This window comes from Streptomyces sp. NPDC030165 (genome assembly GCF_055573595.1).
Genome location: NZ_JBVIBD010000008.1, coordinates 321520 through 347783, shown reverse-complemented (window position 1 = coordinate 347783; position 26264 = coordinate 321520). Strand labels below are relative to the sequence as shown.

19 protein-coding genes are annotated in these 26264 nt (G+C 72.8%); 16 read left to right on the top strand and 3 right to left on the bottom strand.

What is annotated here, in order from left to right:
• Positions 1 to 139 precede the first annotated feature (139 nt).
• The 4 genes from mreC to rodA are packed head-to-tail and all read left to right on the top strand — an operon-like array spanning position 140 to position 5141.
• Complete coding sequence (gene mreC, locus ACZ4Z1_RS18240; protein ID WP_468487595.1) at positions 140 to 1072, top strand: rod shape-determining protein MreC; 933 nt, start codon at positions 140 to 142, stop codon at positions 1070 to 1072.
• A 3-nt stretch (positions 1073 to 1075) separates the two neighbouring features.
• Positions 1076 to 1798, top strand: a complete 723-nt coding sequence (mreD, locus tag ACZ4Z1_RS18235) for a rod shape-determining protein MreD (RefSeq protein ID WP_468487594.1) — start codon at positions 1076 to 1078, stop codon at positions 1796 to 1798.
• Entirely contained in the window at positions 1795 to 3936 is a 2142-nt protein-coding gene (gene mrdA / locus ACZ4Z1_RS18230) for a penicillin-binding protein 2 (protein WP_468487593.1), read from the top strand. The genes mreD and mrdA overlap by 4 nt, the downstream gene beginning before the upstream one ends.
• A complete protein-coding gene (gene rodA, locus ACZ4Z1_RS18225) occupies positions 3933 to 5141 on the top strand; it encodes a rod shape-determining protein RodA (RefSeq protein ID WP_468487592.1) in 1209 nt (402 codons plus the stop codon). The genes mrdA and rodA overlap by 4 nt, the downstream gene beginning before the upstream one ends.
• Positions 5142 to 5158: 17 nt before the next feature.
• Here rodA and ACZ4Z1_RS18220 read toward each other — a convergent pair whose 3' ends face one another.
• The 3 genes from ACZ4Z1_RS18220 to ACZ4Z1_RS18210 form a co-directional block, all read right to left on the bottom strand.
• Positions 5159 to 5617 (bottom strand): hypothetical protein, encoded by a 459-nt coding sequence (locus ACZ4Z1_RS18220; protein WP_468487591.1) that lies wholly within the window; start codon positions 5615 to 5617, stop codon positions 5159 to 5161.
• 125 nt (positions 5618 to 5742) lie between these two features.
• On the bottom strand, positions 5743 to 7506 hold the full coding sequence (locus tag ACZ4Z1_RS18215) for a SufS family cysteine desulfurase (protein ID WP_468487590.1): 1764 nt from the start codon (positions 7504 to 7506) through the stop codon (positions 5743 to 5745).
• A complete protein-coding gene (locus tag ACZ4Z1_RS18210; protein WP_468487589.1) occupies positions 7493 to 8872 on the bottom strand; it encodes a family 2B encapsulin nanocompartment shell protein in 1380 nt (459 codons plus the stop codon). Before ACZ4Z1_RS18210 ends, ACZ4Z1_RS18215 begins: the two co-directional genes overlap by 14 nt.
• A gap of 295 nt (positions 8873 to 9167) precedes the next feature.
• Between ACZ4Z1_RS18210 and ACZ4Z1_RS18205 the strand changes: the two genes are divergently transcribed.
• The 12 genes from ACZ4Z1_RS18205 (at position 9168) to ACZ4Z1_RS18150 (ending at position 26226) form a co-directional block, all read left to right on the top strand.
• Positions 9168 to 10835: a CYTH and CHAD domain-containing protein gene (locus ACZ4Z1_RS18205; RefSeq protein ID WP_468487588.1), complete on the top strand. Its 1668-nt coding sequence runs from the start codon at positions 9168 to 9170 to the stop codon at positions 10833 to 10835.
• Positions 10836 to 11009: 174 nt separating this feature from the next.
• Positions 11010 to 12935: a TIGR03960 family B12-binding radical SAM protein gene (locus ACZ4Z1_RS18200; RefSeq protein ID WP_468487587.1), complete on the top strand. Its 1926-nt coding sequence runs from the start codon at positions 11010 to 11012 to the stop codon at positions 12933 to 12935.
• 105 nt (positions 12936 to 13040) lie between these two features.
• Positions 13041 to 14249: a hypothetical protein gene (locus tag ACZ4Z1_RS18195; protein WP_468487586.1), complete on the top strand. Its 1209-nt coding sequence runs from the start codon at positions 13041 to 13043 to the stop codon at positions 14247 to 14249.
• A 116-nt stretch (positions 14250 to 14365) separates the two neighbouring features.
• On the top strand, positions 14366 to 15109 hold the full coding sequence (locus ACZ4Z1_RS18190; RefSeq protein WP_468487585.1) for a TIGR03936 family radical SAM-associated protein: 744 nt from the start codon (positions 14366 to 14368) through the stop codon (positions 15107 to 15109).
• 251 nt (positions 15110 to 15360) lie between these two features.
• Positions 15361 to 19425, top strand: coding sequence for an Rne/Rng family ribonuclease (locus tag ACZ4Z1_RS18185; RefSeq protein ID WP_468487584.1), 4065 nt, complete (start codon positions 15361 to 15363; stop codon positions 19423 to 19425).
• 232 nt (positions 19426 to 19657) lie between these two features.
• A complete protein-coding gene (rplU, locus tag ACZ4Z1_RS18180) occupies positions 19658 to 19978 on the top strand; it encodes a 50S ribosomal protein L21 (RefSeq protein ID WP_031001886.1) in 321 nt (106 codons plus the stop codon).
• Positions 19979 to 19992: 14 nt separating this feature from the next.
• On the top strand, positions 19993 to 20250 hold the full coding sequence (gene rpmA / locus ACZ4Z1_RS18175) for a 50S ribosomal protein L27 (protein WP_003986728.1): 258 nt from the start codon (positions 19993 to 19995) through the stop codon (positions 20248 to 20250).
• Between the two features lie 142 nt (positions 20251 to 20392).
• A complete protein-coding gene (gene obgE, locus ACZ4Z1_RS18170; protein ID WP_468487583.1) occupies positions 20393 to 21829 on the top strand; it encodes a GTPase ObgE in 1437 nt (478 codons plus the stop codon).
• 267 nt (positions 21830 to 22096) lie between these two features.
• Positions 22097 to 23215: a glutamate 5-kinase gene (gene proB, locus ACZ4Z1_RS18165; RefSeq protein ID WP_468487582.1), complete on the top strand. Its 1119-nt coding sequence runs from the start codon at positions 22097 to 22099 to the stop codon at positions 23213 to 23215.
• Between the two features lie 357 nt (positions 23216 to 23572).
• Entirely contained in the window at positions 23573 to 24070 is a 498-nt protein-coding gene (locus ACZ4Z1_RS18160; RefSeq protein WP_468487581.1) for a hypothetical protein, read from the top strand.
• A gap of 103 nt (positions 24071 to 24173) precedes the next feature.
• Positions 24174 to 25442, top strand: coding sequence for a glutamate-5-semialdehyde dehydrogenase (locus tag ACZ4Z1_RS18155; protein WP_468487580.1), 1269 nt, complete (start codon positions 24174 to 24176; stop codon positions 25440 to 25442).
• Positions 25443 to 25590: 148 nt separating this feature from the next.
• Positions 25591 to 26226, top strand: coding sequence for an SCO2584 family spore wall biosynthesis protein (locus tag ACZ4Z1_RS18150; protein WP_468487579.1), 636 nt, complete (start codon positions 25591 to 25593; stop codon positions 26224 to 26226).
• The last annotated feature ends 38 nt before the right edge of the window (positions 26227 to 26264 follow it).

Sequence of the window (26264 nt, the reverse complement as noted above, 5' to 3'; positions counted from 1 at the left end):
CGACGGGCGGGCACTGCGTATAAAGGCACCACGCCCCCACGGGCGAGCAACTGCGTACAAAGGCACAACGCACTCCCCAGCGCGACCGGCGCGGGCCCGCAGCCGGCCGGTCCTACGAGGAAGGACACGGCCGCCGCACGTGAGGGACACACGAGAGAGCCGGCTGCTACTGGTGCTGCTGGTCGCGATCGCGTTCGCGCTGATCACGGTGGACATCCGCGGCGGCGAACGGTCCCCGCTCGCCGGTGCCCGGCAGGCTGCCGCCGCGGCCTTCGGACCGGTCGAGAGCGGCATCGCCACGGTCGTCGACCCGGTGGGCAACGCGGTCGGCGCGGTACGGGACTCCGGCGAGCGGCACACCCGTATCAGCGCCCTGGAGCGGGAGAACGCCGCGCTCAAGGCGAAGCTGGGCTCCTCCGACCGCAACCGCAACCGCGCCGCCGAGCTGGACAAGATGCTCAAGACCGCCGGCACCGGCCAGTACGGCATCAAGGGCGCCCAGGTCATCGCCATCGGCGCGGCGCAGGGCTTCTCCTGGACCGTCACCATCGACGCCGGCTCCCAGGACGGCATCGCCCGCGACATGACCGTCCTGAACGGGGACGGCCTGGTCGGCCGGGTCACCACCGTGGGCCGCACCACCGCCACCGTCCTGCTCGCCAACGACCCCGACTTCACCGTCGGCACCCGCATGGAGAAGACCAACGAGATCGGCTTCGCCACCGGCCAGGGCGGCGACTCGCTGCGCGTGCAGCTCCTGAACGGCAAGGCCGAGGTGAAGAAGGGCGACCGGCTGGTCACCTTCGGCTCCAGCGCCGACAAGCCGTTCGTGCCCGGCGTCCCGGTCGGACGGGTCGTCAAGGTCGACCCGTCCAACGGCGATCTGACCCGCTCCCTCCAGGTCCGCCCGTTCGTCGGCTTCTCCCAGCTGGACGTCGTCGGCGTGGTCGTCCAGCCGCCCCGCGAGGACCCGCGCGACACGGTGCTGCCGCAGAAACCCGCCAAACCCAAGCCGACCCCGACGGTCACCGTCACGGCCACCCCCACCGCGAGCGCCTCCCCCAGGAGCTGACCGATGCGCATCAAGAGGACCCTGCTCTCGGCCGTCCTGGTGGTCGTGGCCCTGCTGGTCCAGGTCAGTGTGCTGGCGCGGCTCCAACTGCCCGGCGCCACCCCGGACCTGCTGCTCCTGGTCGTCCTCGGCCTGGCGCTGGTCTACGGACACACCGGCGGCGCCCTGGTCGGCTTCGGCGCCGGCCTGCTCGCCGACCTCGCGCCGCCCTCCGACCACGCCATCGGCCGGTACGCGCTGGTGCTGTGCGTCATCGGGTACGTGGCCGGGCTGACCAAGCCGGACACCGGGCAGCACCGCTCGGCGACCATGCCGCTGGTCGTCGTGGTCGGCGCCGCCCTCGGCTCGACGCTGCTGTACGCGGGCGTCGGCTCGCTCGTCGGCGACTCCGCCGCCCGGCACGTGGGCCTGGGCTGGCTGCTGTTCACCGCCACGCTCTACGACCTGCTGCTGGCCCCGTTCGCCGTACCCCTGGTCATGGCGCTGGCCCGCAGGACCGAGAACGACCCGCTGGCGGCGGACGCCGCCGGCGGACAGGGCGGTTCCGCCAAGGGCCGTAAGGCGGTCCACGGCTGGATCGGCTCCGGCACCGGCCTGAAGGCGAGCCGCTCGATGCGCACCGGCCTTCCGTCCAGGCAGGCCCGGATCGGCGGCCAGCGCGGCGGACTGCTCGGCAGGCCGCCCCGTAACAAGGCAGGACGCATCAAGGGGGTCAAGCGACTGTGACCAACATTCCGGAGACCGGCCGTACCTCGCGCGTCACGATCCGGCTGATCGCCATCCAAATCCTCGTCTTCTCGCTGCTGCTGACCCTCGGCGGCCGGCTGTGGTACCTCCAGATCCGCAACGGCCGGGAGTACGCCGACGAGGCCCGCAACAACCACGTCCAGCAGGTCGTCGAACCGGCCACCCGCGGCTCCATCCTCGACGCCCGCGGCATCCCGCTCGCCGACAACCAGACCCGCCTGGTCGTCTCCGCCAGCCGCACCGACCTGCTGAAGATGAAGGACGACGGCAAGGCCGTGCTCGGCCGGCTCGCCAAGGTCCTGGGCATGTCGGAGACGGAGATCCGCAACAAGGTCCGGCTGTGCGACGCCAAGACCCCGCAGCCCTGCTGGAACGGCTCGCCCTTCCAGCCCATCCCCATCACCGACGAGGCCACCACCCAGCAGGCCCTCCAGATCCGCGAACGCTCCGAGGACTTCCCCGGCATCTCCGCCGAACCCACCGCCGTACGCCGCTACGCCGCGCCCGGCAAGGCCGAGACCGCCCAGGTCCTCGGCTACCTCTCGCCGGTCACCGACGAGGAGATCCAGAAGGCCAAGGACACCCGCTCGCCGCTGCTGCGCTCCGACCAGATCGGCCGGTCCGGACTGGAGCGCACCTACGACAGTGCCCTGCGCGGCAAGGCCGGCGTGACCCGCTACGAGGTCGACAACCTCGGCCGGGTCATCGGCAAGGCCAAGAGCGACAAGGCGGTGCCCGGCTCCAACGTCGTCACGAGCATAGACGCCCGCGTCCAGGCCATAGCGGAGAAGGAACTGGACCAGGCGATGAAGGACGCCCGCAAGACGCACGACAAGAACACCGGCACCAACTACAAGGCCGACGCGGGTGCCGTCGTCGTCATGGAGAACAAGACCGGCCGGGTCGTCTCGATGGCCTCCAACCCGTCCTACGACCCGAACGCCTGGGTCGGCGGCATCTCCGGCAAGGACTACGCGCGGCTGACCGGCAAGGACTCCAACTACCCGCTGCTCAACCGCGCGATCCAGGGGCAGGCCGCGCCCGGCTCGATCTTCAAGGTCATCTCGACCTCGGCCGCGGTCAACGCCGGATACGACTTCGACAGCAACTACCCCTGCACCGCCTCCTTCAACATCGGCGGCCAGGTCTTCAAGAACTTCGAGTCCAAGGGCTACGGGCCGATCAACCTCGGCCGCGCGCTGGAGGTCTCCTGCGACACCGTCTTCTACAACCTCGCCTACCAGCAGTGGCAGAAGGACGGCGGCAACAAGCCGAAGAACCCGGCGGACTGGTTCTACAAGACGGCACACCAGTTCGGCCTCGGCAAGGAGACCGGCATCGACCTGCCCAACGAGGTCACCGGCCGCGTCCCGGACCGCCAGTGGAAGAAGCGGTACTGGGAGGCCAACAAGGACAGCTGGTGCAAGCAGGGCAAGACCGGCGACGACTACGTGTCGAAGATCGCCAAGGAGAACTGCGAGTCCGGCATGAAGATGCGCGCCGGTGACTCGGTGAACTACTCCATCGGCCAGGGCGACACCCAGGTCACCCCGATCCAGATGGCGACGATCTACGCGGCGATCGCCAACGGCGGCACGCTGTACAACCCGACCGTGGGCAAGGCCGTCGTCAGCCCCGACGGCAAGCGCATCGAGAACATCGAGCCCAAGGCGCACGGCAAGCTGCCGGTGACCGCCAAGACGCTGTCCCAGATCGACGGCGCGCTGGCCGGCGTCGCCACCCGCGGCACCGCCGCCTGGCGCTTCCAGGGCTGGCCGCAGGACAAGATCCCGATGCACGCCAAGACCGGTACGGCCGAGGTCTACGGCAAGCAGACGACGGGCTGGTTCGCCACGTACACCAAGGACTACACCATCGTCATGACCATCTCCCAGGGCGGCACCGGCTCGGGCTCCGCCGGCCCCGCCGTGCGCAAGATCTACAACGCGCTGTACGGGGTGGACGACAAGGGCAAGATCGACGAGAAGGCGGCGCTGCTGCCGAAGCCGCAGACCGGCCTGCCCAAGATCCTGGGCGACGGCACGATCCAGGCACAGCCCATCAAGCCCGTCGCCGCCACACCGCCGCCCGCCGCGGCCGGAAGGCGGGAACAGTGACCAGCTCGCACACGGCGAACGGCTTCACCGTCCGCCGCTACACCCCCGACCGCGGCGCATGGGGCAAGCTGACCGCGCGCGACTCCGTCGTCCGCCGCCTCGACTGGGTCATGCTGCTGTGCTGCCTGGCGCTGTCCCTGATCGGCGCGGTGCTGGTCTTCTCGGCGACCCGCAACCGCACCGAGCTCAACCACGGCGACGAGTACGGCTTCCTGCTGCGCCACCTGCTGAACACCGGCATCGGCCTGGCCCTGGCGGCCGGCGCGATCTGGCTCGGCCACCGCACGCTGCGCGGCGCCGTACCGATCCTGTACGCCGTCTCGCTGCTGCTGTCGCTGCTGGTCCTCACGCCGCTGGGCGCCACGATCAACGGCTCCCGCTCCTGGCTGGCCATCCCCGGCGGGCTCTCCCTCCAGCCCGCCGAGTTCGCCAAGATCACGATCACGCTGGGGATGGCGGTGATCCTCGCGGGCCGGGTCGACGCGGGCGACCGCCCGCACCCCGACCACCGCACCGTCGTGCAGGCCCTCGGCCTGGCCGCCGTCCCGGTCGCCATCATCATGCTGATGCCGGACCTCGGCTCGGTGATGGTCCTCGGCGCGATCATCCTCGGCGTGCTGCTCTCCTCCGGCGCCTCCAACCGGTGGATCCTCGGACTGGTGGGCACCGGCGTGATCGGCTGTGTGGCCGTCTGGCAGCTCGGGCTGCTGGACGATTACCAGATCGCGCGCTTCGCCGCCTTCGCCAACCCGAGCCTGGACCCGGCGGGCGTGGGCTACAACACCAACCAGGCGCGCATCGCGATCGGCGGCGGCGGGCTGACCGGCTCCGGCCTCTTCCAGGGCAGCCAGACCACCGGCCAGTTCGTCCCGGAGCAGCAGACCGACTTCATCTTCACCGTCGCCGGTGAGGAGCTGGGCTTCCTCGGCGCGGGCCTGATCATCGTCCTGCTGGGCGTCGTGCTGTGGCGCGCCTGCCGCATCGCCCGCGAGGCCAGCGAGCTGTACAGCACGATCGTGGCGGCCGGCTGCGTGTCCTGGTTCTCCTTCCAGGCGTTCGAGAACATCGGCATGACGCTCGGCATCATGCCCGTCACCGGGCTGCCGCTGCCGTTCGTCTCGTACGGCGGTACGTCCATGTTCGCGGTCTGGATCGCCATAGGGCTGCTCCAGTCCATCCACGTGCAGCGGCCGGTGTCGGCCTGACCCGCGCCGCCCGTACGTCAGCGGGCGGCGCTGTAGGAGCTGTAGGCGACGAGGGCGGCGAGCACGGAGGCGCTGGTCACCGTGGTGAGGAGGACCCACAGGGCGATCCGCGCCTTCCCCGTCCGCCTGCGGGCCCGTGGCCGCGGCCCGTCGGGCCGGGGTGCGCGGGCCGCCTCCGGAGCGGCGTTGATCGCGATGTCGGCCAGTAACCGGCGGCAGGCGGCGGCCAGTTCGCCCGTACCGCTGTCCAGCCGCAGGACCGTTTCCGCCCGCGCGGGCGCGCTCGTACCGCCGTCCAGGATACGCCCCGCCCGTATCAGCACCTCGCCACGGGTCCCGGTGACGGACAGGCTGATCCACCGCTGGACGTGCTCGCCCCGTATGACCACCCCACCCGTCCGGTCCCGGTAGACCGTGTGCTGCTGCCACAGAATGCCGGCCAACTGGCGTGCGGTGTCCGTCAGATGCGCGAGCATCGTTCCCCCCTGCCGTGATGTGCGCGAGTCAAGCGCACTGTACCGGGCGGGCGGGCGGCGGCCGGAACGGGGCGGCGCCCGCCCCGGAGGCGGGGCGGGCGCTCCCGGTCAGCTCACGGTGACGCTCACGACGACTGCTGGAGGCGCAGCAAGGAGGCCGCCAGCCGGTCCACCTCCTCAGGGGTGTTGTAGAGGGCCAGGGAGGCGCGTACGGCGCTGTCCAGGCCGTAGTGGGCCAGGGCCGGCTGCGCGCAGTGGTGGCCGGAGCGGACGGCGATGCCCTCCATGTCCAGGGCCTGCGCCACCGCCGTCGAGTCGTGACCCGCGAGGGTGAAGGCCAGCACACCGATACGGTCCGGGGCCTCGCCCAGTACCCGCAGGCCGGGCACGGCCGCCAGCGCCTGCTGCGCGTAGGCCAGCAGCTGGGTCTCGTACGTGGCGATGGCCTCGTGATCGAAGGACGACAGCCAGTCGAGGGCCGCGAGCAGCCCCACCACACCCGAGATGTGACCAGTACCGGCCTCGAAGAGGTGCGGCGCGGGCGCGAACGTCGTGCGGTCGAAGGAAACGGACTCGATCATGTTCCCGCCGCCCTGCCACGGCACCATCGACGCCAGCAGCTCGGGCTTGGCGTACAGCGCGCCGATGCCCGTGGGCGCGAACAGCTTGTGACCGGAGAAGGCGTAGAAGTCAGCGTCCAGAGCCTGCACGTCGACCGGGAAGTGCGCCACCGCCTGCGCGCCGTCCACCAGCACCTTGGCGCCGTAACGGTGCGCCAGCGCCGTCATCTCCGCCACCGGCGGGACGGTGCCCAGCACGTTGGAGGCATGGCTGACGGCCACCAGCCGGGTACGGGAGGACAGCAGGTCGGCGTAGGCGAACTGGTCGATCTGCCCGTCCGGCAGAAGCGGCACCGGCACCACCCGGGCATGCGTCTCGGCGGCGAGCTGCTGCCACGGCACGATGTCGGAGTGGTGCTCCAGCACGGGCACGAGGATGTCGTCGCCCGGACCGACGTTGGCCCGCCCCCAGGTCTGCGCGACCAGGTTGATCGCCTCGGTGGTGCCCCGGACGAAGACGATCTCCTCGGGGGACGGGGCGCCCAGGAAGTCCGCGACGGCGGCCCGGCCCGCTTCGTACAGGGCGGTAGCGTCGCGGGCCATGGTGTGGGCACCGCGGTGGATGTTGGAGTTGGCCGAACCGTAGAAAGCGGCCAGCGCCTCGATCACCTGGCGCGGTTTCTGCGTGGTGGCGCCGTTGTCGAGCCAGACGAGCGGATGGCCGTTGACCAGCCGGTGCAGGATCGGCACGTCGCGACGCGCCATCTCGGGGGAGAAGGCGCCGCGTTGCGACCCCGGGACCTGCTGGGGAGCGGAGGCGGTGGGGACGGTGGTGGGAGCCGCGCCGGGGGCTGGGGCTGCGGGGGTGGTGGGAACGGTGTCGGTGGTGGGGAATGCGGTGGTGGTGGGGATCGCTCCGGTGGTGGCCGGAACGGCGTCCGCGCCCGGGACCGCGCCCATGCCCGGGACCGCGCCCATGCCCGGGACCGCGCCCATGCCCGGGACGCTGCCGAAGCCTGGGTACTGCTCGGCTCCGGGTACCACGGAAGCCGTACCCGGTACGGCACTTGACGTCGCGCCGCCCGTGGCGGAGTCCGCGCTCGGGACCTGCTGCATCCCCGGCAGGCCCGCCATGGCCGCGGCCGGTACGACGGTCGCCCCCGCGCCCGGTACAGCGCCCATGCCCGGGGCGGTGACCGCGTCCGCGGCCGTGCCCGTACGCGCGGCCGGATCCGTGCCGGAGGCAGGAGCCGCGGTGACCGTCTTGGAGCCCTTGCCGAGGAGCGCGCTAAGCGGTGCCGTGAGCGCCGTGACCTCAGGAGTAGTCATGGTACTTCGACACCTCGACGTTCTGGAGGACGGCGAGGGCGTCCTCGACCAGGACGGCGGTGTTGAAGTACGCCGTGACCAGGTACGAGGTGATGGCCTTCTGGTCGACGCCCATGTTCCGGATGGACAGGCCCGGTTCCGCCTCGTCGGGCACCGAACTGGGACGCAGGCCCACCACGCCCTGCTCGGCCTCGCCCACCCGCATCAGCAGGATCTCCGTCGTCCCCGCACCGTTGACCGCCACCTTGTCGGACGGCAGCAGCGGCACGCCACGCCAGGTCAGCAGCGGACTGCCGAACCGGGTGTCGGTCACCGGGGGCACACCCCGGCGGGTACATTCCCGGCCGAACGCGGCGATGGCGCGGGGGTGCGCGACGAAGTACGCGGGCTGCTTCCACACCTTGGCCAGCAGCTCGTCCAGGTCGTCGGGCGTCGGCGCGCCGGTGCGCGGCTGTACCCGCATACCCGGCGCGACCTGGTTGAACAGGCCGAATTCCGGGTGGTTGAGCATCATCGACTCCTGCCGCTCGCGCAGGGCGTGCACGGTCAGGTTGCTCTGCGCACGTGTCTGGTCGATGGGCTGGTTGTACAGGTCGGCGACGCGGGTGTGCACGCGCAGCACGGTCTGGGCGAGGCTCATGTGGTACTCGCGCGGCGTGTCCTCGTACTCCACGTACGTACCCGGCAGCACCGGTTCGCCGACGTGCCCGGAGGCCAGGTCCACCGGCGCCTCGGCGCCCGGCGTCGGCCCCTCGCCGGAGCAGTAGGTCTCCATCGAGGTGCGTAACGTCTCGTCGCGTTCGGCCAGTTCGGCCAGCTTGGAACGGTGGATGCACAAGGCGACACCCGGGGTGAGCGTACGCACCCGGTACGGCAGCGACTCGCCCTTGGCCCAGGCCTCCAGATCGAAGAACTGGCCGTCACCGACGATCTCCAGCAGCGCGTCCTCGCCGTAGCGGCCGGTCACCCGCTTCTCGGCGCGGCCCCGTACGAGCACCCAGAGCCGGTCGGCGCTGTCGTGCTCCGAGCACAGCATCTGCCCGGCCTCGAAGGTCACCTCGTCGCACGTCTCGGCGAGTTCACGCAGCTGGCTCTCGTCGGCCTGCCGCAGGAACGGCAGTTCCCGCAGGTCCTCGGGGACGATGCGGTGGCTGTCGCCCTCGGAGAACGTGCTGATCCGGTCGTCGCCGAGGATGAACGTACGGCGGCGGTTGACGCGGTAGACGCCGGCTTCGACGTCCACCCACGGCAGGGCGCGCAGCAGGTAGCGCGGGGTGATGCCGCGCATCTGCGGGGTGGTCTTGGTGGCGGTGGCGAGTTGCCGTGCCGCATCGGGACTGAGGCTCTGGCGGCCGTTGGTGGTCATCGGGTCCTCCTCGTGAAAGGGCGCACGGACGTACCGCGGCTCTCGTGGCCGCCGCGGTCCGCACGGGATGAGGGACCGATCGTCCGAGCGGCAACTGCCGACGGCAAGACGGCGTATTTCCGCAACCGGCCGGAAAGGAGCTGTCCGGCATTCGCAGGTGTTCGTGCGGGGATGAACTGTTTTCGGGCCGGGTGCCGCGTGGCCAGCCCGGAACCCGTCCGGCGCGCGACGCGCTCCCGCGCGAACGTCCGGTCGGGGACTGCCTCGACGGCTCACACGCGGCTAGATTCGATCCATGGCGGACACCGTGCGGGAAATCGAGCGGAAGTACGAGGCCGACGACAGCACCGAACTGCCCGACCTGACCGGCGTCGCCGGGGTCGCGGCCATCGCGGACCAGGGCACCGTCGTCCTGTCCGCCACCTACTACGACACCCCTGATCAGCGGCTCGCCGCCGACGGCATCACGCTGCGGCGGCGCACCGGCGGCGGCGACGCGGGCTGGCACCTGAAACTCCCGGTCGCCCCCGGCGTACGGGACGAGGTGCGGACGCCCCTGGCCGACCGGCTGCCGCCGAAGCTCGCGGCACTGGTGCGCTCCCGGGTGCGCGGCACGCGCCTGGCGCCCGTGGCCCACCTGCGGACCCGGCGCACGCTGCGGGTGCTGGAGGACGCGCGGGGCGAGCCGCTGGCCGAGGTGGCGGTCGACGAGGTGGTGGCACACCGTGTGGACGGTGCGGAGCCGGGGGAGGGCGCGCACCGGGGGGACGGCGCGGGGCGCGGCCGGGACCGGGATCAGGACCGGGAGCAGGCGCCGCCGCCGGGCCGGGTGGCGGTCGGGGTCCGCTGGCGCGAGATCGAGGTGGAACTGGTGGGGGACGGAACTCCCGCGTTCCTGGACGCCGTGGAGGCGGTCCTGGTGGCCTCAGGAGTGCGGCCCGCGACCTCGGGGTCCAAGCTGGCCCGCGCGCTGGCGGAGACGGCCGGGCAGCCTCGTGGGGGCAAGGCCGCCAAGGCGGCCGGGAAGACCCGCAAGGGTGGGAAGGCCGGGAAAGCAACCGGTACGGACGCCGCCCCCCGCACCGCCGGCGACGTCGTCCTCGCCTACGTCCACGAGCAGATCCGCACCCTCGTCGAGCTGGACCCGGCCGTCCGCCGCGACGTGCCCGACTCGGTTCACCAGATGCGCGTCGCCACCCGCCGTCTGCGCAGCGCCTTCCGTTCGTACGGCGCGGTCCTGGACCGGACGGCGACCGGTCCGATCGGTGCCGAACTCAAGTGGCTGGCAGGCGAGTTGGGCGTGGACCGGGACCGCGAGGTGCTTGCGGAACGGCTGCGTGAGGGGCTGGCGGACCTGCCGCGGACACTGCGGCTGGGGCCGGTGTCCGCGCGCCTGCGCCTGTGGTCGCAGCGCCGCCGCCTCGGCTCCCGGCAGTCGCTGCTCGCGGTCCTGGACGGAGCGCGGCACCTCGCGCTGCTGGAGACCCTGCACGCCCTCCTCGCGGAACCGCCACTGCGCCCGGCTGCGGCGCGCCCGCCGGCGCGGACGATGGCGAAGGCCGTGCTGAAGGACTACCGGCGGCTCGACAGGCGGATGACGGCCGCGCTGACGGCGCCGCCCGGGCCGGAGCGCGACGAGGCACTGCACGCCGCCCGCAAGGCGGCCAAGCGCGTCCGGTACGCGGCGGAGGCGGCGCGGCCGGCGCTGGGCCGCCCGGCGGAGAAGTTCGCCACCCGTATGAAGCGGGTGCAGCAGCTCCTCGGTGATCACCAGGACAGCGTGGTGGCCCGCGCGGCACTGCGCGATCTCGCCGTACAGGCGCACGGCGCGGGGGAGGGCGGCTTCACCTTCGGACTGCTGTACGGGCGGGAGGAAGCGGCGGCGGCCGCCCGGGAGCGGGAGCTGCCCGAGGTGTGGCGGAAGGCGTCGAAACCGGCGCACCGCGGAAAACTGCGCGGGTGACGCGCCGGGCGGGGCGGCGGACCCACCGCCCCGCCCGGCCCCCGTCCCGGCTCCCCGTGACCCACCGTCCCCAACCCGTCACCCGGCGCCCACCAGGGCGGCGCCCGTCAACAGGACCCCGGTTCCCGGGGTACGCTGGATGGTCACCCCTGCCAGCTCATGAAAGACGCCGCGATGCCTGTCGAGACGGTCTTCCCGCGCCTGGAAGCGCTTCTCCCGCATGTCCAGAAGCCCATCCAGTACGTCGGTGGAGAGCTCAACTCCACCGTCAAAGACTGGGATTCCTGCGATGTGCGCTGGTCGCTCATGTACCCGGACGCCTACGAGGTCGGGTTGCCCAACCAGGGCGTCATGATCCTGTACGAGGTCCTCAACGAGCGCGAGGGCGTGCTCGCCGAGCGCACGTACAGCGTGTGGCCGGACCTCGAAGCGCTGATGCGCGAGCACGACGTGCCGCAGTTCACGGTCGACGCGCACCGCCCGGTCAGCGCCTTCGACGTCCTCGGCGTCTCCTTCTCCACCGAGCTGGGCTACACCAACCTGCTCACCGCCCTGGACCTCTCGGGCATCCCGATCGAAGCCAAGGACCGCACGGACGAGCACCCGCTGATCCTCGCGGGCGGCCACGCGGCGTTCAACCCGGAGCCGATCGCCGACTTCCTGGACTGCGCGGTGATCGGTGACGGCGAGCAGGCCGTGCTGGAGATCACCGACATCATCCGCGCCTGGAAGGCCGAGGGCCGTCCGGGCGGGCGCGACGAGCTGCTGTTCCGCCTCGCGAAGACCGGCAGCGTGTACGTCCCCAAGTTCTACGACGTGGAGTACCTGGCCGACGGGCGCATCTCGCGCGTCGTGCCGAACCGCTCCGGCGTCCCGTGGCGGGTGTCCAAGCACACCGTCATGGACCTGGACGAGTGGCCCTACCCGAAGCAGCCGCTCGTCCCGCTGGCCGAGACCGTCCACGAACGGATGTCGGTCGAGATCTTCCGTGGCTGCACCCGCGGCTGCCGTTTCTGCCAGGCCGGCATGATCACGCGCCCCGTGCGGGAGCGAAGCATCACCGGCATCGGCGAGATGGTGGACAAGGGCCTCAAAGCCACGGGATTCGAGGAGGTCGGCCTGCTGTCGCTGTCCTCCGCGGACCACACCGAGATCGGCGACATCGCCAAGGGCCTCGCCGACCGGTACGAGGAAGACAAGATCGGCCTGTCGCTGCCGTCGACCCGCGTCGACGCCTTCAACGTCGATCTTGCCAATGAGCTGACGCGCAACGGCCGTCGCTCCGGACTGACCTTCGCGCCCGAGGGCGGCAGCGAACGCATGCGCAAGGTCATCAACAAGATGGTCTCTGAAGAGGACCTGATCCGTACGGTCGCCACGGCCTACGGCAACGGCTGGCGGCAGGTGAAGCTGTACTTCATGTGCGGCCTGCCCACCGAGACCGACGAGGACGTCCTCCAGATCGGCGACATGGCGGTCAACGTGATCGCCAAGGGCCGCCAGGTCGCCAACTCCAACGACATCCGCTGCACGGTCTCCATCGGCGGCTTCGTACCCAAGCCGCACACCCCGTTCCAGTGGGCGCCGCAGCTCTCCGCCGAGGAGACCGACGCCCGCCTGGAGAAACTGCGCGACAAGATCCGCGGCGACAAGAAGTACGGCCGCTCCATCGGCTTCCGCTACCACGACGGCAAGCCCGGCATCGTCGAGGGCCTGCTCTCCCGCGGCGACCGCCGCGTCGGCGCCGTCATCCGCGCCGTCTACGAGGGCGGCGGCCGCTTCGACGGCTGGCGCGAGCACTTCTCGTACGACCGCTGGATGAAGGCCGCCGAGGAGACGCTCCCCGAGTACGGCGTCGACGTCGCCTGGTACACCACCCGCGAGCGCACCTACGAGGAGGTCCTCCCCTGGGACCACCTCGACTCCGGCCTCGACAAGGACTGGCTCTGGGAGGACTGGCAGGACGCCCTCGACGAGACCGAGGTCGAGGACTGCCGGTGGACGCCGTGCTTCGATTGCGGGGTGTGTCCTCAGATGGACACCAGCATCCAGATCGGCCCGACGGGCAAGAAGCTGCTGCCGTTGTCCGTCGTCAAGTAAGCGTTCCAGGTACGTGCCCCGGCCCGGCCCCCGCAGTACCGCGGCGGCCGGGCCGCGGCATGTGCGCGACAGTGCTCATATCGGGCACGAGGGGGAAGAAGCCGTATGGAGCCCACGGGTGGGCCGTTGCTGTCCAAAGGGCACGAACGGCACCGGGTGCCCGAGCGTCATGAACCGGGGGAGGGCTGTCTGACGCGGGTGGTCCGGCTGCCGGTGCGGATTGTGGTGCTGGTGCTTGTGGTGCCGGTGCGGATGGTGTGGGACGGGCTCGCGGTCTGTGGGCGGGCGCTGCACCGGGGGGTGCTGCGGCCTGTCGGGCGGGGACTCGGACGGCTGGGGCGGGTGCTGGTCGTCGCGCCGCTGGCCTGGGCGTACCGCTGGGTTCTCACGCCGGTCGGGCACGGGGTCGCCTGGGCCGGGCGGGTTTTCGGCGCGGGGCTGCTCTGGCTGGCCAAGGCGGTCTTCTACTGGCCTTGGGTCGCTGCGTGGCGGTATCTGGTGGTGCCGGTCGGGGCGGGCATCGGCGTGGCGGTGGCCTGGCTGGCGCATTGGCTGGTCGTGGTGCCGGCGGTGTGGGTGTACCGCTGGATTCTCACCCCGGTCGGACATGCCGTGATGTGGCTCGGCGGCGGGGCCGCGTGGGTGGTCCGCGGGCTGGGGGCGGGACTGGCCTGGCTCGGACGGCATCTGGTGGTGGTGCCTGCCCAGTGGTTCCACCGGTGCGTGATGACACCCGTGGGGCGCGGTATCGCCTGGGTGGTACGCGGCATCGGGGCCGTCGTCGCCGCGCTCGTACGGTGGACGGTCGTCGTCCCGGCGGTCGCGGTGTGGCGGTACGTCCTCGCCCCGGTGGGCCGGGCGGCCGGCGCCGCCGTGACCGTCGTGGTGCGGGAGACCGGTGCCGCGTTCGGGCACTGCTGGCGGGTGGCCGGGTACGTTTCCCGGGCCGTCGGCCGCTTCCTCGGGACACTCCTGCGGTGGATCCTCGTCGAGCCGTTCCGCTGGGCGTACCGCACGGTCCTCACTCCGGTGGGCCACGCCCTACGGGACGGCCTGTGGCGCCCGGTGCGGCGCGCCGCCGGCGAGGCGGGCCGGTCCGTGCGCCATGCGCTGGCCGCCGCCCGGCAGTCCGTACGGCAGACCCGCGCCGACCTCCGGCGGGCCCTGTTCGGGGCGCCGGAGCAGCCGGAGCGCGCCAGGGTGCCGGAGCCCCGGCGGGAACCGGCGGCACCGCAGGCACGTACTCTAGGTAAGACGTCCGGGCGCGACGTGTCCCCGCCCACGCGGGGGCCCGGACTGGGCGACGCTGGGTAGGCGTCATCCGGGACCGTCCCCGCCCCACGCGGGGGTGACGTCCAGTAGCGCCCTCACACCAAGGAGAAGTAACACTGGGCAAGCGACAGCCCGAAGGCCCGCCGCCCGCACCGGCGGTGCAGCGCATCCGACTGCGCTACACCAAGCGCGGCCGCCTCCGGTTCACCAGCCACCGCGACTTCCAGCGCGCTTTCGAGCGGGCGCTGCGCCGCGCTGAGGTCCCCATGGCCTATTCGGCGGGCTTCACCCCGCACCCCAAGGTGTCGTACGCCAACGCCGCGCCGACCGGTACCGGCAGCGAGGCCGAGTACCTGGAGATCCAGCTCGCCGAGCGCCGCGATCCGGCGCTGCTCCGGGAGCTGCTGAACGAGTCGCTGCCGGCCGGTCTGGACATCACCGACGCGGTCGAGGCCCGCACCTCCGGCCTCGCCGACCGGCTACAGGCATCGGTGTGGGAGCTGCGGCTCGACGGTGTCGAGCCCGCCGAGGCGGCACGGGCCGCCGAGACGTTCCTCGCCGCCGAGGAAGTGCAGGTCGAACGCCGTACGAAGAACGGCATGCGGACCTTCGACGCGCGGGCCGCGGTCACCCGCCTCGAAGCCGCCGCCCCCGAGGGCGATAGGCCGGACGGCAAAGCCTGTGCGATACTGCGGCTGGTTGTTCGGCATTTGACACCTGCCGTACGACCCGACGACGTCCTGTCCGGCCTCCGAGCTACGGCCGACCTGGCGCCGCCGGTCCCCGCAGCGGTGACCAGGCTGGCGCAGGGGCTGCTCGATGAGGAGACCGGCGCGGTGACCGACCCGCTCGCGCCCGACCGCGACGCTGCCGAGGCCGGCACGACAACGGCCGCCGGCTGAGTGCCGCGAGGCGCCGGACGGTCCTGCACAAGGACCGCCGTCGTCGCGTCGCCGATCAACCAGGGAGCCACCCCGGTCCGGCAGACGCACTGACCAGCAGACTTTCGCCGGTCCCCGACCTACGGGCCCGGCGAGCGAGACGACAGCTCCCGTGCGGCGCCCGCGCCCCGGAGGGCGGCACCGCGCATCTCATGCGGGCCGCGTCCGGAACAAGGCGTGGCGCCCGGGAGCGTGACGGGAGAACCGCCCGCATGCTCGAACCCATTGAGCCCAACGAACCCAGCGGCCCCTCGGAGCACTCCTCCGAGGGCAGTACCCCCAGCGACACGCTGCCGCCGCGCCGCCGGCGCCGCGCCGCCTCCCGGCCGGCCGGCCCGCCCTCGGGGGCGGTGAGCGCCTCCGTCGAGAGTCCGGTGACCGTGGACAGCGGCGCCGGGAGCAACGGCAGCGCGGCCGCGAGTGCCGCGCAGGACGACCGGAGCGACGCCTCCACGGTCGTCTCCGGGGACGACGCCAAGCCGGCGCGTACCCGCCGCCGTGCCACCCGTAAGGCCACCGCTCCGGCCGGCGCGCCGCAGGCCGCCGCCGGGCAGCCGGCCGTGGAGGCCGCGGCGCCGGCCCCGCAGGAGACCCAGCCGGCCGCCGAGGACGAGGCGCCGAGCCCCCGCCCGCGCCGCCGCGCCACCCGCCGTGCTTCCGCACCGGCCGGCTCGCCGTCCGCCGAGGCGCCCGCTGCCGCCGCGCCGCAGGCCGCCTCCGGCGACGAGGGCGCCGCGCCCGCCGCCGAGCAGCCCGCGGCCCCGGAGCAGCCCGCCGCGTCGGACGACGCCAAGCCGGCCCGTACGCGCCGCCGTGCCACCCGTAAGGCCACCGCTCCGGCCGGCTCGCCGCAGCCCGTCGCCGAGCAGCCGGCCGTACAGGCGCAGGCCGACGCCGAGGAAGAGTCCGAGGCCGAGGAGAGCGACGGGACCGCCGCGGCCCAGGCCGCCGAGACCCCGGCCGCGCCCGTCGAGGACACCAAGCCCGCCCGTACGCGCCGCCGCGCCACCCGTAAGGCCACCGCCCCCGCGGGCTCCCCGCAGGCGGGCGACGCCGCGGAGAGCGGCCGGGCCGCCGCTGCCGCCCCCGAGGCCGGCGAGCAGCCCACCGCCGCGTCCGGCTCGGACGACGCGCCGCGCCGCCGCTCGCGCCGCCGCACCGACCGTAAGGCCGAGGCCCCGCAGCAGGAGCAGCCCGCCGCCGAGCAGCCGCGCGCCGAGGCCGAGGCCGCGCCGGAGGAGCCCACCCGTGGCTCCCGCCGCCGCGACCGTCGCCCGCCGACGGCCGTCTTCCAGGCGCCGGTCTTCACCGAGCCGATGTTCCAGACCCCGGAGACCGCCGCGGCAGCGGCCGCCGCCGCGGCCGAGCAGGCCGCCGAGGAGCCCGCCGCCGAGCAGGACGAGCAGCCCGCGTCCGGTGGCCGCCGCCGTCGCCGCCGGGGCGCCGCCGCCGAGTCCGAGCAGCAGCCCGCGGCCGAGCAGGCACCCGCTCAGAACGACACGAACGCCCAGCCCGTCCAGGACGCGCAGGACCTCCAGGACGACGCCGACGACGACGCCGACGACACCGACGACGAGCGCGGCGACGCCGCGCAGGGTGACGACGAGTCGGGCGACCGCCCCTCGCGCCGCCGCCGTCGCGGAGGCCGCCGCCGCCGTCGCGGTGAGGCCGCCGACGGCAGCGACGAGCAGCCGGACGAGGCGCCGCAGTCCGACGCCGGGCAGCCCGCCGCCGAGGAGGAGCAGGACGAGCAGGCCGCGGAGGACGAGCAGCAGGGCGGCGGCTCCAGCAGCAGCCGCCGGCGCCGTCGCCGCCGCCGTCGCAGCGGTGACCTCGGTGACGGGGACGCCCCGCAGGGTGGCGACGACCCGGAGCGTACGGTCGTCAAGGTCCGCGAGCCCCGCAAGAAGGACGAGCCGTCCGACGAGGTCCAGTCCATCAAGGGCTCGACGCGTCTGGAGGCCAAGAAGCAGCGCCGCCGCGAGGGCCGTGAGCAGGGCCGCCGCCGGGTGCCGATCATCACCGAGGCGGAGTTCCTGGCGCGCCGCGAGGCCGTCGAGCGCGTGATGGTCGTCCGCCAGAGCGGCGAGCGCACCCAGATCGGCGTCCTTGAGGACGACGTGCTCGTCGAGCACTTCGTCAACAAGGAGCAGTCGACGTCGTACGTCGGCAACGTCTACCTCGGCAAGGTGCAGAACGTCCTGCCGTCGATGGAGGCCGCCTTCGTCGACATCGGCAAGGGCCGCAACGCCGTGCTGTACGCGGGCGAGGTCAACTTCGAGGCGCTCGGCATGGCCAACGGGCCGCGCCGCATCGAGACCGCGCTGAAGTCCGGCCAGTCCGTGCTGGTGCAGGTCACCAAGGACCCGATCGGCCACAAGGGTGCCCGCCTGACCAGCCAGGTCTCGCTGCCCGGCCGCTACCTGGTCTACGTGCCCGAGGGCTCGATGACCGGCATCAGCCGCAAGCTGCCGGACACCGAGCGGTCGCGCCTGAAGCAGATCCTGAAGAAGATCGTCCCCGAGGACGCGGGCGTCATCGTCCGTACCGCCGCCGAGGGGGCCAGCGAGGACGAGCTGCGCCGCGACGTGGAGCGCCTGCAGGCGCAGTGGGAGGAGATCCAGAAGAAGGCCAAGGCGGGCTCCACCAGTTCGCCGAGCCTGCTGTACGGCGAGCCGGACATGACCGTCCGGGTCGTGCGCGACATCTTCAACGAGGACTTCTCGAAGGTCATCGTCAGCGGTGACGAGGCGTGGGAGACCATCCACGGCTATGTCGCGCACGTCGCGCCGGACCTGGCCGACCGCCTCCAGAAGTGGACCTCGGACGTCGACGTCTTCGCGACGTACCGCATCGACGAGCAGCTGATGAAGGCGCTGGACCGCAAGGTCTGGCTGCCCTCCGGCGGCTCGCTGGTGATCGACAAGACCGAGGCCATGGTCGTCATCGACGTGAACACCGGAAAGTTCACCGGCCAGGGCGGCAACCTCGAAGAGACCGTGACCAGGAACAACCTGGAGGCGGCCGAGGAGATCGTGCGCCAGCTGCGGCTGCGCGACCTGGGCGGCATCGTCGTCATCGACTTCATCGACATGGTGCTGGAGTCCAACCGGGACCTGGTGCTGCGGCGGATGCTGGAGTGCCTGGGCCGCGACCGTACGAAGCACCAGGTCGCCGAGGTCACCTCGCTGGGCCTGGTCCAGATGACCCGTAAGCGGGTCGGCCAGGGCCTGCTGGAGTCCTTCTCCGAGCCGTGCGTGCACTGCAACGGCCGCGGCGTCATCGTCCACATGGACCAGCCGTCCTCGGCCGGCGGCGGTGGCGGCGGCAAGCGCAAGAAGAAGGGCGGCAAGGGCGGCGCGTCCGGCCAGGACCACCAGCACCATGACCACCAGCACCACGACGAGCACCAGGACGCGGAGAGCGCGCGGGCCGGTGAGCACCCGGAGCTGGAGCCGGTCGCGGTGACCGAGGCCGAGCTGCAGCCCGCGGTGGCCGACACCGAGGAGTGGTTCGGCAGCCCGGCGGAGGCCGAGGCGGCAGCCGGTGGCGTACGCGGCCGTGGCCGCCGTCGCGCCAGCCGCAAGGTGTCCGCCCCGGCGGGTGCGCCCAAGGCGTCCGAGGCCGCCGCGATCGTGGTGGAGGCCGCCGAGCCCAAGCCGGCACCGGCCGCCGAGCCGGAGCCCGCAGCGGCGCCGGAACCGGCCGCCGAGCCCGCGCCGGCCCGTCCGCGCCGCCGTGCGACCCGTAAGGCGTCGGCGCCCGCGGGTTCGCCCAAGGTCGCCGAGGAGGCCCCGGCGGCGGCACAGGCCGCACCGGAGCCGTCCGCCGAGCCGGCTGCTGAAACGGTCTCCGAGCCGGTCGCCGAACCGGCCGCGGAGGCTCCCACGGACGCTGTCCCCGCTGACGACGCCGTGAGCACGGGCGACGCCGCGGCTGCCGAGGTCACCGAGGAGGCCGCCGAGGAGGCGCCCGCCAAGAAGACCGCGGCGAAGAAGGCGGCCAAGAAGGCGCCCGCGAAGAAGGCGGCGGCCAAGAAGACGGCCACGGCCAAGAAGACGGCCACGGCCAAGAAGACGGCCACGGCCAAGAAGACGGCGGCGAAGAAGACCACCGCCGCCAAGAAGGCCACGGCGGAGAAGGCTCCTGCCAAGAAGGCCGCCACCACCAAGAAGACCACCGCGAAGAAGACCACGACGAAGAAGGCGGCGGCCAAGAAGACCGCTGCCGCCGAGCAGGCCCCGGCCGCGTCGGTGTCGGCTTCGACGGAGGACTGAGCGGGGCCGGACCGCGCCCCCGGGCCGTACGTGGCCCGGGGCCGGTTTGACCCCCCGGTCGAGGTTCCGTAACCTTGACCGTCGGCGTCTGTAGCACGCCAAACCCCTGAGCAAACACCTCCCGGTCCGCCGGGGGAGGCCGCTCGTCCATTCGGATTTCACGGGATCGTCTCGAACCCGTGTGGGCGGCTGGCATCAGTGGTCCCGTATCTAGCGAGAGAGTGAGATCCGCGTGTACGCAATCGTGCGTAGCGGTGGTCGCCAGCACAAGGTTGCTGTGGGCGACATCGTCGAGGTTGACAAGATTTCTGCCGGCAAGGTTGGCGACGCGGTCGAGCTCTCGACGCTGCTCGTCGTCGACGGCGAGTCGGTTACCAGCGACCCGTGGGTGCTGGCCGGGGTGAAGGTCCAGGCGGAGATTGTGGACCACCACAAGGGCGCCAAGATCGACATCCTGAAGTACAAGAACAAGACCGGCTACCGCAAGCGGATCGGTCACCGCCAGCAGTACACGGCGATCAAGATCACCGGCATCGACTCGCCGGCGAAGTAAGGGACTGAGGAGACATGGCACACAAGAAGGGCGCATCGTCCACTCGGAACGGTCGCGATTCCAACGCTCAGCGGCTCGGTGTGAAGCGCTTCGGCGGTCAGGCCGTCCTCGCCGGTGAGATCCTGGTCCGCCAGCGCGGCACCCACTTCCACCCGGGCACGGGCGTCGGCCGCGGCGGCGACGACACCCTGTTCGCCCTGGCCTCCGGTGCGGTGCAGTTCGGCACCCACCGTGGCCGCAAGGTCGTGAACATCGTCCCGATCGCCGAGTGACCCACCACTTCGGCACCGGGCGATAGCTCAGCAGCACCACTCCGAGGGCGGACCGCCTCTCCCCGCAGTACGCGGGAAGGCCGGTCCGCCCTTGGCGTGTTAGTACAGAGACAATTCCGTCGTATCTGGAGGCATCCCCACCATGACCACCTTCGTGGACCGCGTCGAGCTGCATGTCGCCGCGGGTAACGGAGGCCACGGCGTGGCCTCCGTGATGCGCGAGAAGTTCAAGCCGCTCGGCGGCCCGGACGGCGGCAACGGCGGCCGCGGCGGCGACGTGATCCTGGTCGTCGACCAGGACGTCACCACGCTCCTGGACTACCACCACCACCCGCACCGCAAGGCCACCAACGGCCAGCCGGGCGCCGGCGACCACCGCGCCGGCAAGAACGGCCAGGACCTGGTCCTGCCCGTCCCGGACGGCACCGTCGTCCTGGACCGCGCGGGCAACGTGCTCGCCGACATGGTCGGCCAGGGCACCACCTTCATCGCCGGGCAGGGCGGCCGCGGCGGCCTCGGCAACGCCGCGCTGGCCTCCGCCCGCCGCAAGGCCCCCGGCTTCGCGCTGCTCGGCGAGCCCGGCGAGGCCCGCGACATCGTGCTGGAGCTCAAGACCGTCGCGGACGTCGCGCTGGTCGGTTACCCGAGCGCCGGCAAGTCCTCGCTCATCTCGGTGCTCTCGGCCGCCAAGCCGAAGATCGCGGACTACCCGTTCACCACCCTGGTGCCCAACCTCGGCGTGGTGACGGCCGGCTCGACCGTCTACACCATCGCGGACGTGCCGGGGCTCATCCCCGGCGCCAGCCAGGGCAAGGGCCTGGGCCTGGAGTTCCTGCGGCACGTCGAGCGCTGCGAGGTGCTCGTACACGTCCTGGACACCGCGACCCTGGAGTCCGACCGCGACCCGGTCTCCGACCTCGACATCATCGAGGCCGAGCTGGCGCAGTACGGCGGCCTGGACGACCGGCCGCGGGTCGTCGTCCTCAACAAGATCGACATCCCGGACGGTCAGGACCTCGCCGACATGATCCGCCCCGACCTGGAGGAGCGCGGCTACCGCGTCTTCGAGGTCTCGGCCGTCGCGCGCACCGGCCTCAAGGAGCTGTCGTACGCGCTGGCCGGCATCGTCGCCGAGGCCCGCGCCGCCAAGCCCGTACAGGAAGCCACCCGTATCGTCATCCGCCCGAAGGCCGTCGACGACGCGGGCTTCACGGTCACGCCGGAGGGCGAGGGCTTCTTCCGCGTCCGCGGCGAGAAGCCGGAGCGCTGGGTGCGCCAGACCGACTTCAACAACGACGAGGCCGTCGGCTACCTCGCCGACCGCCTCAACCGCCTCGGCGTCGAGGACGAGCTGCGCAAGGTCGGCGCGCACGCCGGCGACGGCATCGCGATCGGCCCCGAGGACAACGCGGTCGTCTTCGACTGGGAGCCGATGATGGCGGCGGGCGCCGAGATGCTCGGCCGCCGCGGCGAGGACCACCGCATGGAGGCGCCGCGGCCGGCCGCGCAGCGCCGCCGCGACCGCGAGGCGGCGCGGGACGAGGCGGAGGGCGAGTTCCAGGACTTCCGTCCGTTCTGATGCCCGTGCTGACGCCCGGTCCCGCGGACGTACGCAGGTGAGAAAGGCCCCCGGTGCCACGGGGGCCTTTCCCGTGCCGTACGCCGTGCCGTGCCGCCTCAAGGGAGATTCCCACAGCGGCCGGCGAGGCGGGCCGTGGGAATCCGACGGGCGCTCGCCGGTCCCCCTGCCGTAGATTGCGGTGGTACGGAAACACCCGTACGGGAACCTCCCGCAGACGGGACCGTCCCGTACGCGGCGGTGCACAGGCGAGCACAGGGGTAGGCAGTGGCAGGCGCAAGGCAGGACGTGACGGACGCCCGCAGGATCGTGGTCAAGGTCGGTTCGTCCTCGCTGACCACGGCGAGCGGCGGCCTGGACGCGGACCGGGTGGACGCGCTGGTGGACGTGCTGGCCAAGCACCAGGACAAGGAGATCGTGCTGGTCTCCTCCGGTGCCATCGCGGCCGGCCTGGCGCCGCTGGGCCTGGACAGGCGGCCCCGCGACCTGGCCCGGCAGCAGGCCGCCGCCAGTGTCGGCCAGGGCCTGCTGGTCGCCCGCTACACCGCCTCCTTCGCGCGCTACGGCCGCCGCGTCGGCCAGGTCCTGCTGACCTCGGACGACACCAGCCGCCGCGCCCACTACCGCAACGCCTTCCGGACCCTGGACCAGCTGCTGGCCATGGGCGCCGTACCGATCGTCAACGAGAACGACACCGTCGCCACCGACGAGATCCGCTTCGGCGACAACGACCGGCTGGCCGCCCTGGTCGCCCACCTCGTCCGGGCCGACCTGCTCGTGCTGCTCTCGGATGTGGACGGGCTCTACGACGGCGACCCGAGCACCCCCGGCACCTCCCGGATAGCCGAGGTACGCGGCCCGGCCGACCTGGAGGGCGTCTCGATCGGCAGCGCGGGCCGGGCCGGCGTCGGCACCGGCGGCATGGTCACCAAGGTCGAGGCGGCCCGGATCGCCGCCGCGGCCGGCATCCCGGTCGTCCTGACCTCCGCCGTGCACGCCGCCGACGCCCTGGCCGGCGGCCCCACCGGCACCCACTTCCTGCGCACCGGACGCCGCTCCGCCGACCGGCTGCTGTGGCTCGCGCACGCCTCCACCCCGCGCGGCGCGCTGGTGCTCGACGACGGCGCCGTCGAGGCCGTGGTCGAACGGCACTCCTCGCTGCTGCCGGCCGGCATCGCCGCCGTCGAGGGGGAGTTCAGCGCGGGCGACCCGGTCGAACTGCGGGACACCGCGGGCCGCGCCGTCGCCCGCGGCCTGGTCAACTTCGACGCGCGGGAGATCCCACGGCTGATCGGCCGCTCCACCCGCGATCTCGCCCGTGAGCTGGGGCCCGCGTACGAACGTGAGGTCGTGCACCGTGACGATCTGGTCGTACTGCGCCACTGACGGTCGTCACGACAGGGAAACAAGTGGCAGGAAAGGTCCAAAGACCAGCCTTTCCACGGAGACCTTCTCGAAAATGCCCCCGCGGCGGCCCGCGGGCTGGTCAACTTTGTTGCGGGGACGGCGTCAGGGGAGTGCCGTCCGCCGCGCGCGAGCGCGCGCCGCGAGACAGCAGTGCCGGACCACTGCCGAGGAACCGCCCGCGACCGGGCCCCGGAGCAGCGCGATCCGCGGTGACCCGAGCGGTCCGCACGCGGTGGCGCATCCGGCGGCGGTCCGGTGCCGGTGAAGGACGACAGCACCGATCGGCTCCGCCCCCGTACCTACGAGCGGAGCGATACGCATAACAGGAGGCCGCCGGTGAGACGAGGGCGCTCAGGGGCGCTGCCCCGAGGGACGGCGGAGCGCACACTGACCAGCGTGGGAACGGCCGGAACGGCCGGCGGTTCCGCGTCCGGGGACCGCGACGGGCCGGGCCGGGCGACGTCCGAGCGGCCGGCGGCGGGGCGGCGCGAGGCGTCCCGGCTGTGGCACGTAACCCTCAGCGTCTCGGGGGCCGAGGCCCCCGTCCAGGAGGTCCGGCGGGCACTCGAACAGCTCGCCCACGACCACCCCTTTCTGCTGACCAGCCGCTACGCCAACGACCACGCCGAGATCCGCTACTGGGAAGAGGCCCGCGACCTGCACGACGCGGCGGCCGTCGCGCTGCGGCTGTGGGGCGAGCACCGCTCCTCGGCCGGGCTGCCGCCGTGGGAGATCGTGGGCCTGGAGGTCATCGACCGGGAGACGTACCACCAGCGCGTCGCCGAGGGGTACGGGCCGCCGCCCGCTTCCCGGCTGGGCGTGCACCCGTACTGACACCTGTGCCGATCCCGGTACCGGCCACCGGACCGGCTCGGCCGCGTCCCGCCAGGCAAGACGCGGCCGGGCCGTGCTCCGCCGCCCGGCTACGCTTTGAGCCATGACCAGCGAATCAGCGCACTCCTCACCCGTCATCGAGACCGCCCGGCGCGCCAAGGAGGCGGCGGCCGTCCTGGCACCGCAGCCGCGCACCGCGCGCGACGGCGCGCTGCTCGCCATCGCCGACGCCCTGGTGGCCCGTACCGAAGAGATCGTCGGCGCCAATGCCGGGGACGTCGCCAAGGCCCGCGCCGCGGGCACCGGCGAGTCCCTGGTGGACCGGCTCACCCTCACGCCCGAGCGGGTCACGGCGATGGCCGCCGACGTCCGCGACGTGGTGGCCCTGCCGGACCCGGTGGGCGAGGTGCTGCGCGGCTCGACCCTGCCCAACGGCCTCGACCTGCGGCAGGTCCGCGTCCCGCTGGGCGTCGTCGGGATCATCTACGAGGCGCGGCCGAACGTGACCGTGGACGCCGCCGCGCTGTGCCTGAAGGCGGGCAACGCGGTGCTGCTGCGCGGCTCCTCCTCCGCGTACGCCTCGAACAGCATGCTGGTGGAGGTACTGCGGGAAGCGGTGGCGAGCGTCGGGCTGCCCGCAGACGTCGTCCAGCTGGTGCCGGGGGAGAGCCGCGATTCGGTGCGCGAGCTGATGCGGGCGCGCGGCCTGGTCGACGTGCTGATCCCGCGCGGCGGCGCCTCGCTGATCCGTACGGTCGTCGAGGAGTCCACGGTCCCGGTGATCGAGACCGGCACCGGCAACTGCCACGTGTACGTGGACGAGCACGCCGACATCGACATGGCGCTGGACATCCTGATCAACTCCAAGGCGCAGCGGCCCAGCGTCTGCAACGCCGCCGAGACGGTCCTGGTGCACGCGGGCATCGCCGATACGTTCCTGCCGCGGGCCCTGGAGGCGCTCACCGGGGCCGGTGTGATCGTGCACGGTGACACGGCGTGGCAGCAGGCCGGTCCCGGCCTGGTGGCGCCTGCCACGGACGAGGACTGGGCGGCGGAGTACCTCTCGTACGACATCGCGGCGGCCGTCGTGCAGGACCTGGACGCGGCGGTCGCGCACATCCGCCGCTGGTCCTCCGGCCACACCGAGGCGATCGTCACCACCTCACAGGCCGCGGCCCGCCGCTTCACCCAGCTCGTGGACTCCACGACGGTCGCGGTCAACGCGTCCACCCGCTTCACCGACGGCAGCCAGTTCGGGTTCGGCGCCGAGATCGGCATCTCGACGCAGAAGCTGCACGCCCGCGGCCCGATGGGGCTGCCGGAGCTGACCTCGACGAAGTACATCGTCACCGGCGACGGCCACACGCGCTGACGGCAGGGGCGGGGACCGCATCAGGCGGTGACGGTACGGGCGGGTAGCACGTCGCACGCTGACGGTTCGGGCGCGTGAGCGCGCCGGTCCGCGGCCGAATTCCCGTGCTCCCCGCCCACGGCCGACCGGCCCGGGCTAGTCTGGACGGGTGCCGGACGACGTGGGGGGCAAGCCGTTCCCGGACGGCGAGGAGCCCGACGAGCACAGTCAGCCGAGCCACGGGGAAGCGGACGAGGACTTCGCCTCCGTGGTCCTCGACGAGGACTTCGTGCGGTCCGCGCGCTTTCACGAACCCACCGCGGTGGAACGGATGCTGGCCGCCGCCCAGGCGCGCGCCGAGGCCGACGCCGCCCGCGCCCGCCCGGGCGTCGGCACCGACCCGGACGCCGACGACACTCCGGGCGGGCGGCCCCGCACCACGGGCCGCCGCTACGGCCGCGGCGGCGACGACGCCCGCGAGCGGGGCGCCGACCCGGACGCGTACGGCCCCCACGGACCGTACGGGCCGTACGGCGGCGCGCTGCGCCCGTACCGCGGCAGTGTCCGCTGGCACCGCCCGGTGGCCTGGGTGCTCGCCGTCCTCATGGGCATCGGCCTGGTCGCGCTGGCCTTCTCCGCGGTCTACCGCGGCGCGTCCGGCGGGCGTACGCAGAATCCGACGCCCCCTCCCGCGACCAGCGGCGTGGACGGCGTGCCGCCCGTCCGCTCCAGCCTCCTGCCGTCGGCGTCCGCCTCGGCCGAGTCGACGCCGCCGCCCGCGCCGGCCACCCCGCGTACGGGCTGACCGCTCCCGGGGGTGCCGCACGGGCCCGCTGAGCGGGT